Source organism: Bacillus sp. LJBV19, assembly GCF_017797845.1.
Taxonomy (GTDB): Bacteria; Bacillota; Bacilli; order Bacillales; family Bacillaceae; genus Bacillus; species Bacillus velezensis.
This window is the reverse complement of sequence record NZ_CP072563.1, coordinates 2,154,463-2,167,452: the sequence shown is the minus strand read 5'-3', so window position 1 is coordinate 2,167,452 and position 12,990 is coordinate 2,154,463. Positions and strand designations below refer to the sequence as shown.

At 44.3% G+C, this 12,990-nt stretch carries 17 protein-coding genes and 1 pseudogene; 10 read left to right on the top strand and 8 right to left on the bottom strand.

The genetic code is table 11. The annotated features are described in order from the left end of the window. Positions 1–156: 156 nt before the first annotated feature. The 7 genes from J6600_RS10350 (at position 157) to J6600_RS10320 (ending at position 7,221) form a co-directional block, all read left to right on the top strand. Positions 157–1,257, top strand: a complete 1,101-nt coding sequence (locus J6600_RS10350) for a type III polyketide synthase (RefSeq protein WP_209387378.1) — start codon at positions 157–159, stop codon at positions 1,255–1,257. Then, on the top strand, positions 1,257–1,763 hold the full coding sequence (locus tag J6600_RS10345) for an isoprenylcysteine carboxyl methyltransferase family protein (RefSeq protein WP_003153565.1): 507 nt from the start codon (positions 1,257–1,259) through the stop codon (positions 1,761–1,763). The genes J6600_RS10350 and J6600_RS10345 overlap by 1 nt, the downstream gene beginning before the upstream one ends. Before the next feature lie 72 nt (positions 1,764–1,835). Beyond that, positions 1,836–1,931, top strand: a complete 96-nt coding sequence (fbpC, locus tag J6600_RS10340; protein WP_025284905.1) for a Fur-regulated basic protein FbpC — start codon at positions 1,836–1,838, stop codon at positions 1,929–1,931. 182 nt (positions 1,932–2,113) lie between these two features. Continuing rightward, on the top strand, positions 2,114–5,695 hold the full coding sequence (gene dynA / locus J6600_RS10335) for a dynamin GTPase (protein WP_209387377.1): 3,582 nt from the start codon (positions 2,114–2,116) through the stop codon (positions 5,693–5,695). Positions 5,696–5,762: 67 nt separating this feature from the next. After that, complete coding sequence (locus J6600_RS10330) at positions 5,763–6,020, top strand: YpbS family protein (protein ID WP_095060814.1); 258 nt, start codon at positions 5,763–5,765, stop codon at positions 6,018–6,020. A gap of 76 nt (positions 6,021–6,096) precedes the next feature. Further along, on the top strand, positions 6,097–6,240 hold the full coding sequence (locus J6600_RS10325; RefSeq protein ID WP_014418168.1) for a hypothetical protein: 144 nt from the start codon (positions 6,097–6,099) through the stop codon (positions 6,238–6,240). 93 nt (positions 6,241–6,333) lie between these two features. Next, positions 6,334–7,221 carry a 5'-3' exonuclease gene (locus tag J6600_RS10320; RefSeq protein WP_021494215.1) on the top strand — a complete coding sequence of 296 codons (888 nt, stop codon included), beginning with the start codon at positions 6,334–6,336 and terminating at the stop codon, positions 7,219–7,221. 5 nt (positions 7,222–7,226) lie between these two features. Here the strand turns inward: J6600_RS10320 and sspL are convergent, their stop codons facing one another. From sspL to J6600_RS10305, 3 genes are read right to left on the bottom strand one after another with little or no spacing between them, the layout of a single operon-like run. Beyond that, the gene (sspL, locus tag J6600_RS10315; protein ID WP_003153575.1) at positions 7,227–7,355 is read right to left on the bottom strand and encodes a small, acid-soluble spore protein L; all 129 of its coding nucleotides are present in this window, start codon (positions 7,353–7,355) and stop codon (positions 7,227–7,229) included. Between the two features lie 51 nt (positions 7,356–7,406). Next, a complete protein-coding gene (locus J6600_RS10310) occupies positions 7,407–7,799 on the bottom strand; it encodes a reverse transcriptase-like protein (protein ID WP_031378992.1) in 393 nt (130 codons plus the stop codon). 6 nt (positions 7,800–7,805) lie between these two features. After that, the gene (locus J6600_RS10305) at positions 7,806–8,486 is read right to left on the bottom strand and encodes a queuosine precursor transporter (RefSeq protein ID WP_012117815.1); all 681 of its coding nucleotides are present in this window, start codon (positions 8,484–8,486) and stop codon (positions 7,806–7,808) included. Positions 8,487–8,567: 81 nt separating this feature from the next. On the opposite strand from J6600_RS10305, the gene J6600_RS10300 reads away from it, so the two are divergent. Both J6600_RS10300 and J6600_RS10295 read left to right on the top strand, forming a co-directional pair. Beyond that, a complete protein-coding gene (locus tag J6600_RS10300) occupies positions 8,568–9,239 on the top strand; it encodes a ribonuclease H family protein (protein WP_014418166.1) in 672 nt (223 codons plus the stop codon). A gap of 2 nt (positions 9,240–9,241) precedes the next feature. Beyond that, positions 9,242–9,424 carry a zinc-finger domain-containing protein gene (locus J6600_RS10295; protein WP_003153581.1) on the top strand — a complete coding sequence of 61 codons (183 nt, stop codon included), beginning with the start codon at positions 9,242–9,244 and terminating at the stop codon, positions 9,422–9,424. Positions 9,425–9,450: 26 nt separating this feature from the next. Here J6600_RS10295 and J6600_RS10290 read toward each other — a convergent pair whose 3' ends face one another. After that, positions 9,451–9,708, bottom strand: coding sequence for a DUF2564 family protein (locus J6600_RS10290; protein WP_209387376.1), 258 nt, complete (start codon positions 9,706–9,708; stop codon positions 9,451–9,453). 162 nt (positions 9,709–9,870) lie between these two features. Between J6600_RS10290 and J6600_RS10285 the strand changes: the two genes are divergently transcribed. Beyond that, a complete protein-coding gene (locus J6600_RS10285) occupies positions 9,871–10,053 on the top strand; it encodes a hypothetical protein (protein WP_012117812.1) in 183 nt (60 codons plus the stop codon). A 51-nt stretch (positions 10,054–10,104) separates the two neighbouring features. Here the strand turns inward: J6600_RS10285 and cspD are convergent, their stop codons facing one another. From cspD to metA, 4 genes and pseudogenes are all read right to left on the bottom strand, one after another. Next, positions 10,105–10,305 carry a cold-shock protein CspD gene (gene cspD / locus J6600_RS10280; RefSeq protein ID WP_003153604.1) on the bottom strand — a complete coding sequence of 67 codons (201 nt, stop codon included), beginning with the start codon at positions 10,303–10,305 and terminating at the stop codon, positions 10,105–10,107. A 15-nt stretch (positions 10,306–10,320) separates the two neighbouring features. Further along, positions 10,321–10,432 (bottom strand): annotated as a pseudogene (locus J6600_RS10275) (hypothetical protein); the annotation flags it as partial. 94 nt (positions 10,433–10,526) lie between these two features. Beyond that, complete coding sequence (locus J6600_RS10270) at positions 10,527–11,669, bottom strand: diglucosyl diacylglycerol synthase (protein WP_007409520.1); 1,143 nt, start codon at positions 11,667–11,669, stop codon at positions 10,527–10,529. 224 nt (positions 11,670–11,893) lie between these two features. Next, positions 11,894–12,799 (bottom strand): homoserine O-acetyltransferase MetA, encoded by a 906-nt coding sequence (gene metA / locus J6600_RS10265; RefSeq protein ID WP_003153608.1) that lies wholly within the window; start codon positions 12,797–12,799, stop codon positions 11,894–11,896. Positions 12,800–12,990 lie beyond the last annotated feature (191 nt).

Genomic DNA, 12,990 nt, shown 5'->3' with positions numbered 1-12,990 from the left:
ACCTTTTTTTTATGAATGGATCAAGTATAGTCGAACGGTTTCTTATTCAAAAGGGCCAATTTCCTATTAAAATGGCATGTCAGTGAAATCCTCGATTCAAACTTATGCATACATTCAGGAAAAAAGCGGAAACCTTTATGTAAAGAGGTGATGGGCATGGCATATGTGTTATCTGTCGGAACGAGCATTCCGAAGTATCATGTCTCGCAAGAAACGGCGGCGGATTTTGCGAGAGGGATGTTTGCCGATTCATTTAAGGATATTGACCGGCTGTTAAAAGCCTTTCAAAACGGCGAAATTGAATCAAGGCAGTTTGTCCGGCCGATTGAATGGTATAAAACGGCACGGGGTTTTTCAGAAAAGAACCGGCTGTATACGGAAGAAACCGTCAAGCACAGTGCGGATGCGGCACTTGATTGTTTAACAAACCCGGATTGTTTAACAAATCCCTTTCCGTATGAAAAAGTGGATGCGATCTTTTTTATTTCCAGCACCGGGCTTTCGACACCCAGCATTGAAGCGAAAGTGATGAATCAGCTTCCGTTTTCTGCGAAAACAAAACGGATACCGATCTGGGGTTTAGGATGCGCGGGCGGAGCGGCCGGCCTGTCCAGGGCATACGAATACTGCCGCGCGTATCCTGAAGCATACGTGCTTGTCATCGCGGCTGAACTCTGCAGCTTAACGTTTCAGCCGAACGACAAGTCAAAAAGCAACTTAATCGGAACTTCCCTGTTTGCGGACGGAATTGCCGCAGTACTAATCGGAGGAGAAAAGGCGAACCGAAACGACGTCAAACAGCCGCTTCTTCCGCGGATATTCGCCACTCAATCGGTAATGATGCCGGATGCGGAAGATGTGATGGGCTGGGAATTCACGGACAGCGGTTTTCAAGTCATTTTTTCAAGAGACATTCCCACCCTGGTTTCACAGTGGCTGAAGGACAATGTTGATGAATTTTTATTTGAATATGGTGTCAGTCCTCACGACATTAAAACCTTTCTTGCCCATCCAGGCGGGAAAAAGGTCATTGACGCCTATTTAACGAGTCTTTCAATGGACACTGGGCAGCTTGCGGCATCTCGGAAGGTGCTGCAAAAACACGGGAACATGTCTTCCGCAACTATTTTTCATGTGATAAAAGAACAGTTGCTCCACGGACGGCAGAAAGAAAACGAAAAAGGGCTGATCGGCGCTCTCGGGCCGGGATTTTCGTCTGAGCTTTTGCTGTTCGGCTGGGAAAAGGGGGCTTCTTAATGTTTTGGCTGTTTATCATGCTGCTTGCGGCCCAGCGGATTGCGGAGATGATCGTGGCTCGGCGCAATGAGCAAAAGGTGAAAAAGCAAGGCGCAGTCGAATACGGAGAAGGACATTATCCCTTTCTCGTCCTGATGCATGTGCTCTTTTTTGTCTCTCTTACAGCTGAGGTGGCGGCGTTTCAAAAAACGCTTTCTCCAAGGTGGGCCGCCATTATATGTATCATTTTATTTGTACAGGGGATCAGGTATTGGGCGCTATTATCATTAGGACGGTATTGGAATACGAAAATCCTTGTCGTGCCGGATGCGGAGCTTGTCAGAAAGGGGCCGTACAGGTGGATGAAACACCCGAACTACGCGGTCGTCATCTTAGAATTTATTTTTCTGCCGCTGTTATACGGAGCGTATTGGACACTGTTTCTCTTTTCGATTCTCAATGCCTGCATGCTCACTGTGAGGATTCGCGCCGAAGAGAAAGCGCTAGAAGAAAACACCGCAAAATAGAGATTGAAAATCATTCTCACTCATGATAAGATATAAATATGAAAATGATTCTCATTCAAGGTGGTGCCGAAAATGACAATGTTATTTTTATTTGCAGCCGTTTGTACATACAGTGTTTTAATTGGTTTCGTATTGAAAAAAGTTTCGAATAAATCGATGTCTTCTTAAACATCTGCGGTTTTTCCTGCCGCGGGTGTTTTTTCTTTATCAGCTGCCGATATCGGCGGCTTTTTTGCGTTTCCTGAAGAAAAGTGTGCCATTCTTGTGTAAAATGGGGGAGAGGTTTTTTTCAGAGCTTTCTAAAAATGAAAACGTCATTTGATGCGACAGACACAAAGGGGTAAAGACACATGACAGAAGAAGAACGCCATAACAGGGAGATTTTCAGCAGAACGGGTGCCTTATACGCACAATTTTTGGATCATCAGGATGAAAAACGGGCCGATCAGCTCGCGGCCATTATGAAAAAAGCGGCTGATGAAGAGGTTTATATCGCGTTTACCGGGCATTATTCGGCCGGAAAGTCCTCTTTATTAAACACATTGCTCGGTGAAGACATACTGCCGACAAGCCCGATTCCCACAAGCGCCAACCTCGTTGTCATCCGGCACGGTGAAGATAAAGTCGTGCTTCATACGACGGACGGGGCTTATGCAGAGATCAAAGGAAGTTACGATAAAGAACAAGTGCAGCAATTCTGTAAAGATGGTGAGCAAATTGAGACGGTGGAAGTCTATGCCGGCTTTAAGGAGTCAGAGCCTTATGCGGCCTACATCGACACACCGGGAATTGATTCGACGGACGAAGCGCATTTTTTATCTGCGGCTTCGGTTCTCCATCAGGCTGACGCTTTATTTTACGTCGTTCATTATAATCACGTTCATTCAGAAGAAAATATGATGTTTCTCAGTTCCATCAAAGACCGTATTCCGAATTTGTTTCTGATCGTCAACCAAATTGACAGGCATGATGAAACTGAAACGAAGTTTGAAGCGTACCGCAGGCAGGTGGAAGATATGCTTGAAGACGCGGGAATACCGAAAGAATCGCTTTTCTTTACGTCTGTCACTGAGCCTGACCATCCTTTAAACGGCATGGAACAGCTGAAAAAACATCTGCAGAAGCTGAAACAGCAGGCAAAAACAAATTTATGGTCCTTAACGGAGAGAAAAGTCGCACACTTAGTCACAGAGCATACAGAGATGCTCGTAAAAGAAGATAAAAACGGCAGCGGAGAGCAGTTTGACAAACAAGAAGCACTTGTCCGTTCTGTTGAAGAAGAGCTTAAAAAAGCCGTTCAACAGGCTGAAACAGCAGAGAAAGACATCAGAAAAGACGTGCAGAACATATTGCAAAACGCTAATCTGACACCCTTTGAGATGAGGGAGCTTGCATCTGCTTATATTGAATCACAGCAGCCCTCATTTAAAACCGGATTATTCTTTTCAAAAGCGAAAACGGCTTCGGAAAAAGAAAGAAGGCGTGCTGAATTTTTTGCCGATATTAAAAAAAGAACGGAAGGGGAAGCGGATTGGCATATTATCGACACATTTACGAAAGCGGCCAAGCGGTATGAAGCGGATTCGGACGAACTGATCAGGAAAATCCAGGCGTACCGTACACCGCTTTCTGATGATATCACCGCTCAGGCCCTTAAGCAGGGAGCGGCCTTTTCATCTGAATACGTATTAACTTATACGAAAGACCTCGCTGAAATGATCAGAAGGGAAGCCAAAAGACAGACAGCGGAACTCATTGAGGAGCTGACCGCTTATGTTCAGACAAAAAACGGACCGCTCATTGAGAACTTGAAAAACCGGCTCGAAAAAGAAAAGAAAATAAGGGATGAGCTCGCGCAATCGGCAAAAGAAGAACGCAATGCCTTGGAAAAAGCAGCCCGAGTCCGCGCTTTGTGGGAAGAAGAATTGACCTGTGATCCGGGAAACGGCGACTGGTATACGCGAAAAAAACGCCTTGCAAGAGCGCCCGTCCAAAAAGAGAAACCAAAAGAGGCTGTACAGCATGAAGTAAGCAAGCCCGAAAAAAATGCGATGAAGGAACTTCCTATAAAAGAGCAGACTGATCGGTTCTATGAGCTTGCCGGGATTCTTGAATCCTCAAGCATATTAGGAAAACAGGCAGAAGCCTTTCGAAGCAGGATTGAGCGGCTTGAAAACCGCCAGTTTACCTTGGCGTTATTCGGCGGATTCAGTTCCGGTAAATCATCATTTGCAAATGCGCTTGTCGGTGAATACGTGCTTCCGTCATCACCGACGCCCACAACGGCTACGATCAACAAAATAACGAAACCGCAAGACGGCAAACCGCATAAATCTGCGGAAATCGTTTTTAAAACGGAGGAGGAGCTGGACGCTGAAATGCTTCAGCTGACTGAGCTGAAAGACGCTGACGTAAAGGGGCGTTCACTGAAAGAGAGATGGAATTATGCCATTAAAAAGGGAAAAGTTCCCGATGAACTCATCCCGGTGATTCAGACGATGCTGCAGGCGTTTGATACGTATGAAGAACAGATCCGTCAAAGGCTGACACTGACGGTGCCGGTTGAAGATGTAAAACCGTACGCAGCCGAAGAAAAAACGGCCTGCTGCGTAAAAGAAGTCACCGTGTATTATGATTCGCCTCTCACGCAAAAAGGCATCACCATTGTTGATACGCCGGGAGCAAGCAGTATCAATAAGCGCCATACGGAACTTGCCTTTCAATATATAAAAGATGCTGACGCGTTCTTTTATATGACGTACTATCAGCATTCTTTTTCAAAAGGAGACAGGTCTTTTCTGAAGAAACTCGGCCTCGTCAAAGAATCATTCGGCATGGATAAAATGTTTTTTGTCATTAACGCCGCCGATCTGGCCAAAACCGAAAGCGAGCTGGAAATCGTCAAAGACTATGTCCGCTCAGAACTCTCAAAAGAGGGAATTAACCGGCCGAAATTATATCATGTCTCAAGTAAAGAAGAGCTTGCGGGTAAAAAAGCAGCTTTTTATAACAGGTTCTCTGATGTAAGAACCGGGCTTGAGCACTTTATTGAGGAAGATGTAATGAGGGCAAGCTGCGCCCAGCTGAAAACAGAGGCGGACAAATTGTGCGAGATGGTGGAACAGCTTCACGAATCTCTTCACCAGTCGGCGGAAGAAAAAGAGAAAAAGAAACAGCGTCTGGAGTCTTCCTATGAAAAAGCTCTTGCTGACATTTCAAAGCGCCGTACGTCTGAGGTCATCATTCGAAAAGTGATGAAAGATACGGAAGAACAGCTCTATCACATTAAACATCGCCTGACGTTTTATGCGAATGATATGCTGAAAACCGCCTTCCATCCGGGTCTTCAAAACGGTGATTGGAAACAAAATATATCAGCGGCGCTGAATGAAGCGCTCAAGGAATTCCGTTTTGAATATATTCAAGAGCTGAAAACGCTCGATATCCGGATGACCGGTTTTATTGAGCGCCATATGACTGAGGAATGGATGGAAAACTGTCAGAAGAAGCTTATGGAAGACGGAGATTTCTCCATTTATGTGAGCGGTGAAAACGAATTTGCCGTTCAGCTGAAAGAGGTCGCTCCGGTCATTGACGTCTCGGTATTCACACATCACATAAAAGAAGTTAAATCGCCGAAGCAGTTTTTTGAACAGAACGGAAAAGCAGCGTTTGTGGAAGGGCTCAGGCTCAGCCTGCAAAAAGTCACAGAAAAGTGGCTTGAGCAGGAGAAAGAAAGCCTTTCAGAGCGATATACTGAGCAGGTGCGACGTCTGCAAGAAGACATGGCGGATAAAAGCCTGTCCCAGATCCGTGAGCAGCGGGACACTTATTTACAAGGTCTTGCGGAAAATACGAGTGCAAGGGAAATTGAACACCTTTACGAAGCCGAAAAAGCATGGAAAAAGAAAGATGAAATGCTGAAAATTTAAAAATCCGGTTGGCGGGCAGATATCAGTCGTGGTAGACTAAAATGAAAAAAGCGAGATGAAACCTTTTATGTCAGAAGTCCATAAAGCAATTTCAGCACATTCCGCAAACCAGCATCAGCATGTCAAAACATTTGTACAGCTTGATTATGAGCGTGAACAGGCCATTGAAGAAGCCATTGTAAAATGCAGACAGAATAAACCGTTCACGACAGATGCCATCAATGGCATCACCGCAAAAATGAACCAGCTGGCGAAAAAGGGCATCGTGCCGCAAAGACGATTCGTAAGTGAAGAGATGGTGAAAGAATTCGTCAGCAGACAGTAATGGATGAACCTGCCGCGTGTGTCATCAGCGCTTGCTGTACATACTATCCGTATCTTCTCTAAAGGGGGATATGACCATGGGCAGAACAAAACTGGGAAACAGAAATGCTCAGCAGAATAACAATGCCAAAAAGAAAAACGGCTTCGGACAGAAATTTGATTCTTATGCCGGCCGTGAAGCTGAAAAGCTGATAGCAAGCAATAAAAGACACGGTGAGTAACGTGACGGCAGCATCTTCCAAATGGGGGGATGCTGTTTTTTTACCGCCTTCTTTGGTAAAATAGGAACATTGAATAAAAAGGAGTTTCGATATATGAATAACAAATTACTGCTCGTTGACGGCATGGCGCTTTTATTCCGCTCGTTTTTCGCGACGGCCGTTCATCGCAATTTTATGATAAATGAAAACGGAATTCCCACAAACGGCGTCAACGGTTTTTTAAAGCATCTTATTACGGCGGTTGATACGTTTCAGCCCACACATGTCGTCTGCTGCTGGGATATGGGAAGCAAAACGTACCGCAATGATTTGTTTCAAGATTATAAGGCCAACAGAAGCGAACCGCCGCTAGAGCTGATTCCGCAATTTGATCTAGCGAAAGAAGCAGCGCGAGAGCTCGGTTTTTTAAACATCGGCATAAAAGGCTATGAAGCGGATGACTGTATCGGTACGCTTTCTGCCCTATTTTCCGGGGAAGCGGAAATTACGATTGTAACGGGTGATAAAGATCTGCTTCAACTGCTGAATCATCAAGTTCAAGTAGCGCTGTTGCAAAAGGGTATCGGCAATTATAAGGTATATACAGATGAGATATTCAGAGAAGAAACGGGAGTTCCGCCAAAAGCGCTGATTGACATTAAGGCGCTGATGGGAGACACGAGCGATAACTATCCCGGCGTTAAAGGGATCGGGGAAAAAACGGCGTACAAGCTGATCCGTGAATATCAAAACATAGACCGGTTATTAGAAAGCCTCGCTCTCTTGCCGAAGGGCCAGCAAACGAAAATTCAGCAAAGCTTGAAAGAATTGGAGCTGTCAAGGCAGCTTGCTGAAATACATTGCGAGGTGCCGTTAGTCTGTACGCTTGAAGAAGCACTTTTTTCATTGAAGATGGAAGAAGCATCCTTAATGCTCAGACGCCATCAGATAAAAGGAATTGAAAGAATGCTCGAAAAGCTGAACGCCAGAGAGATCAGCTGATCCCTCTAGCGTTTTGTATTGCTTTTTTTTGCGTTGTTTTCAAGGGCTGATTTCGGGTCTTTATGCGCGTTTCCTTCCATATTTCCCTGAGGATTCACGCCCCCGGTCAGCCGGCCTTTATTTTCTTTTCTCATAGCTGTTCACCTCATTTGTAGGATGAACAGCGAGACGCAATTTCATTCCGGTTATTTATTCAGCCGAATCGCTTTTTTTGCGAGTTGATCGGCTGTTTGGTTTTGTCTGCCGGGAATCCACTTAATGAAAAACAATGGAAACCCGGCCTTTAATCGGACGATTTCATCCACAAACGGCTGGAAGGCCTTGTTTTTAACCGCTTCAAGATCTGCGGCCCGCTCCACGATATCCGAATCCGTCCGGAATGACACGGACTCAAATCCGCGGGCGGCACACAGCTTCATTCCTTCAATTAAAGCGAGAAATTCAGCTTCCTGATTTGAATGGTCGCCGATCGGAATTGAGAAAGATTCTGTTTTCCCGTCATGTTTAATAAAAATACCGATACCGGACGGGCCAGGGTTTCCGGCGCTTGCACCGTCTACATAAATTTCAGCGGGCATCATCCGTCACTCTCCATTCGGTGTCATTCGTTTTGCCGCATACGCATAAGGGACAGAAATGAGTGATACCGCAAATTTAATCAGGTAAGTTGAAATGAAGATGCTGAACCATACTCCCGCGGAATAAACGCCGATAAAGGCCACGGCAGTGAAGATAAATGTATCCAGCAGCTGGCTGAGCGCCGTGCTTCCGCTGTTTCTGAGCCAGAGAAGCCTGTCTGAAGGAAAGATTCTCCGAATGGCTGAATATACATAAACATCTATCGTTTGGCTGAAAATAAAAGCCAAGAGGCTTCCGAGCGCAACACGCGGCAGAAAACCGAAAATCGTCTCAAGGGCCGGCTGTGCGATATCTGACGCAGCCGGTTTATATAAAAGAGCCCCCTGCATGGCGCATGTCAAAGCGAGCAGAGTGGAAAACCCGAGCCAGACGGCTTTGCGCGCTTCCCTGGGACCGTATTTTTCATTCAGCACATCCGTTGCGAAGAAAACGGTGCCGTACATGATATTTCCCAGTGTCGCCGTAAGCCCGAACAGCTCGACTGTTTTGACAACCTGCAAGTTGGCGCACACCGTGGCGAAACCGATCCATACGAATAGGCCCGTTTTGCCAAATCCTTTATAAAACAGAAGAACAATGATAAAATGAATGACCGCAAATAAGATCCATAACACATCGTTAAACAAAACCTGCTGACTTCCTTTCAATTTGAGAATGGTTTGATTATAGCACACGCCCGTCAACTAATGAATGGTAAGGTGATTTCAATGAATCTTAAGCCGTATATCGAAATAGAAGCAAAAGGAACAGGCCCCGTCGCGTTTTTTTCCGAAGATTGGCTGACCGTTCCGAAAGCGCGCATGCTTGCAAGAGAAGTCAGCCGCTTTCCTTATATAAAAGACATTTATTTTGAGGATGAAAAAGGCGCGAGCTGGACGCTTAAAGAATTAGAAAAGCTTACTGAAGAACTTGCGCACGAACCCGACGACATTACAGTGTATTTCGACGGCGGCTTTGACAAAACAAGCGGACGCGCCGGACTCGGAATTGTCGTGTATTATTCTCTCGGCGGCAAGCGGCACCGCATACGGAAAAACAAAAGCTTAACGCTTCAGACGAACAATGAGGCGGAATATGCCGCTTTGTACGAAGCGCTTAAGGAAGTGCAGGAACTTGGCGCAAGCAGAAATTCAATCACGATAAGAGGGGATTCCCTCGTCGTTTTACATCAGCTTGACGGCAGCTGGCCGTGTTATGATGAAACGCAAAACGAATGGCTGGATAAAATTGAAGCGCTGCTCGAATCCTTAAAGCTGACACCGACATATGAAGCCGTAAACAGAAAGGAAAATCAAGAAGCGGATGACCTTGCCAGAAAAATTCTCTCGGACCGGCAGATTGAAAGCCGCATAACATTAGAAGGTAACGGAGATGACTGATATTGGATAAAAAAAGCATTTATAAAGAATTGACAGAGCTTCAGGATGAATATTGCAAAGACTGTTTCGTAAAAAAGCATTTCCGCAAAGAGTTTGGAAAAACGCACGCTCATTCTTTCTGCATCAACCAATGCACGGTGGGGGAGAAGCTGAAAGCCTACGGCAAGGTGCTGACAAATCAATAAAAAATAAAACCGCAGCTTCTGCGGTTTTATTTTTCGAATTCATCGAGCTGATGCTGGCAATCGTCGAGAAGCATTCGCTGCTTTTGCAGAAAATCCTGGTCGAGAGCCTGCAGTTCACTGGATTGTGACATCGTTCTGGCATCCTGAATCGCCTCGTGCGCAGATTCCACCAAAGTTGAATTTTGGCCCCGGGTAGCCGCTCCCGTTGTTTTCTGGGCCGTTTCCACCGCTAATTCAAGCTGGCGTTTATCCGTCAGTCCGTTTGGAAAAAATTCAGAGTCCATTAAAAAACACCTCCGCAAATAGTTTGGAGTTTTTTTTTTGAAATATGTACGGAAAATAGAAAAAAATATAGAAAATAAGCCGATATAACTATTGAACCTGATTAATTAGGGCTAATTTACTATTATTCAGGGTATCTTGGGAGAGAAGGGAAAAAACCAGCCGTGAATGATAAAGATTTAAAAACAATCCTTCAGCAGACATTTAAAGAAATATACGGTGATTTGGGAAGTTTAGCGGAAATGGCAAAAAAAGGAATGCCGTCAATGGAGAAACAAATTGAAGAAATCGAGCAGCGCTGCAAGCAGAATCTTGTCGCCATTGAGATTCAGACGGCAATCAAATAGGAGAGGCATACGCCTCTCCTCTATTTGTCATCTGATCAACATGTATTGAGTTTAGAGTTTTACAACATTAGAAGCTTGAGGTCCACGATTACCTTCGACAATTTCAAAAGAAACTTCTTGTCCTTCTTCTAATGATTTGTATCCTTCTCCTTCGATAGCAGTGAAGTGAACAAATACGTCGTCTCCGCCTTCAACTTCGATGAAGCCGAATCCTTTTTCGTTGTTGAACCATTTTACTTTACCGTTTTGCATATTGCTTAATTCCTCCTAGTACTGTAGCACCTTCGTGCTAAAAAAAATTTTGTCATCATCCAACCGTACGTATGTAAACGTTGTTAAATGATGGTTCAACTATACACCATATGGGAGCGGGCGTCAAGCGGCAGCTCCCTATTTTTTATCTTTATTTTTCCAGTAACAAAGCTTAACCGGAAAAAAACAAAAAGCACACGAATCGTTCGTGTGCTTTTCTTTTACGATAATGCCATATCCGCCTTCCCGGCCATCATTTCAGATTCTTTTATAATGTCCTGCAAAATGACTTCAGAAGAGTTGGGGAGGTGAAGGCTTTTAATATTGTCCTTCATCCGGTTCAGCTTCTCCTCATCCGCAAGAAGGGAGGTGACAGACTCTAAAATTTCTTCGTGGCGGTTGACCACGACAGCCGCACCGCGATCTTCAAAGAAAATGGCGTTTTCTTTTTCCTGTCCGGGAACCGGTTTGTACAAAATAACGGGTACTCCGATCGCCGTCGCTTCCGTCAGTGTGATGCCGCCCGGTTTTGTGATCATGCAGTCCGTAATACGGAACAGCTCGTCAATTCTTTCTACATAGCCCAGCACTTTCAGCCGGTCGGCATTGTCACCTTCCAAGCTGCTGAGGGATTCTTTCAGCGAGCTGTTTTTGCCGCATACCACCACAACCTGCACCTGATCGTCATGAACGAGATTTTCGCACAGTTCTTTTACGTTTTTCAGCACACCATGCGCTCCCGCCATAATAAGAAGAACTTTTTTGTCGGGAGAGAGATTGTATTTTTTGTAAATCGGCTCTTTCGGCATCGATTCCTCGAATTGAGGCCTGATGGGAATGCCCGTAATCTTTACGTTGTTCGGGTGAGTGCCGATTTCAATCAGTTTTTCCTTCACGTAATCTGTGGCGACATAATATTTATCAACATTTTCATGAACCCAGATTTTGTGAAGGCAGAAATCGGTCATAACGTTGAACGTCGGGATCACTTTTCCGGTTCTCCGTCTGTATTCCGGTACGACAATCATCGGAAATGTATTGATAATAATGTCCGGCTTATGCTCTTCGACGAGCTGGCCTAAACGTTTATTTCCCATTTTAAAATAAATATTGAATTTGCGTTTATTATAGATTTTGTCAACTCCGTAATAAAACAAACGATAAAACTGTTTTCCGATTGAGAAGCTTTTTAAATAAAGGTATTGAGTAACCTCTGAAACAATCGGATTTGACTCTTGATACAAATTGGAAACCGTCACATCTAAGCCGAGACGCAGACATTGTTCGTAGAGCGTTTTGGCCACTTGAACATGCCCGTTTCCGTAATTTGCAGTCAAAATTAATACTTTTTTATTGGTATTCAAGTAAATTCACCTCAATGTAATCAACAACAAGCAAGCTTCATGCATCGTAAGGAGTTATTGTCTATAGATAAACATAACACAAGTGCATCATTTTATAATAAGCGCGGCAACATATTTAAACTAAATTTAATTGATATGTTCCATTATTTTAAAGTTTTGTTATACGCATACTGAATCAAGAGTATTTTATCATATTTTTGTCACCGTATCACTCAAAACAAAAATTAATCCCATTCATACGGGGTTTCCTGATATACGTAATAATTCAGCCAATTCATAAACAATAACGTTGCATGAGCTTTCCAGCGGTTAACAGGTTCTTTCCCGCCGGGCGCAAAATAGTGCTTAGGAGCTTCTACGTTTGAAAGATTTCTCTCTATGTCTCTCTCATACTCCTGAAGTAGCGTATCGGTATCATATTCCGGATGACCCGTTAAGAAAATCTGTTTTTCGTCTTTTGAAACGATTAAACAGACCCCCGCTTCCTCTGAAACGCTGAGCACATCCAGATCCGAAGCCGATTGCAGCTGCTCCGTATTAATATCTGTATGCCGTGAGTGGGGCACATAGTATAGCTCGTCAAATCCTCTTACCAATCTCTCATGTTTTTTAAGAACGGTATGCTCAAACACACCGAAGATTTTTTTCGGCAGCTCCACTTTCTCAATGCCGTAATGATAGTATAAACCGGCTTGAGCGCCCCAGCAGATATGGAGTGTTGAAGTGACGTTCGTTTTGCTCCATTCCATGATTTCCTTCAATTCTTCCCAGTAAGAAACATCTTCAAACGGCAGGTGCTCAATCGGAGCCCCGGTAATAATCATTCCGTCAAACCGTTTGTGGCGGATACTGGAAAAATCCGTATAAAATTCATCCAGATGCTGCCTTGCCGTATTTTTTGGAGTATGTGTGCTCGGAATTAAGAACGTAAAGTGAACTTGTAAAGGTGAATTCCCAAGCATCCTGAGGAGCTGGGTTTCCGTTTGGATTTTTTTCGGCATCAGATTTAAAATCACGATCTTCTGCGGCCGGATATCCTGATGAAAAGCCCGGCTTTCATCCATTACAAAGATGTGTTCACTTTCAAGCACCTGCTTAGCGGGCAGGTGATTTGGTATATTAATAGGCAACATGCCACCTCCGTTATTCCCCGTTAATTTTCTTCATTATAGAAATTTTTAAGCCATTTTTCAATCCATCCCGGCGTAATAAACCGTATTTAACGCATAATGACAGGGATAAAAGCGGCAAATGGGCATAAATTCGGAGCGGCTCTTTATTATGACGGGTAAAGAGCCGTTTGGTTCCTCGAAAAAAACGT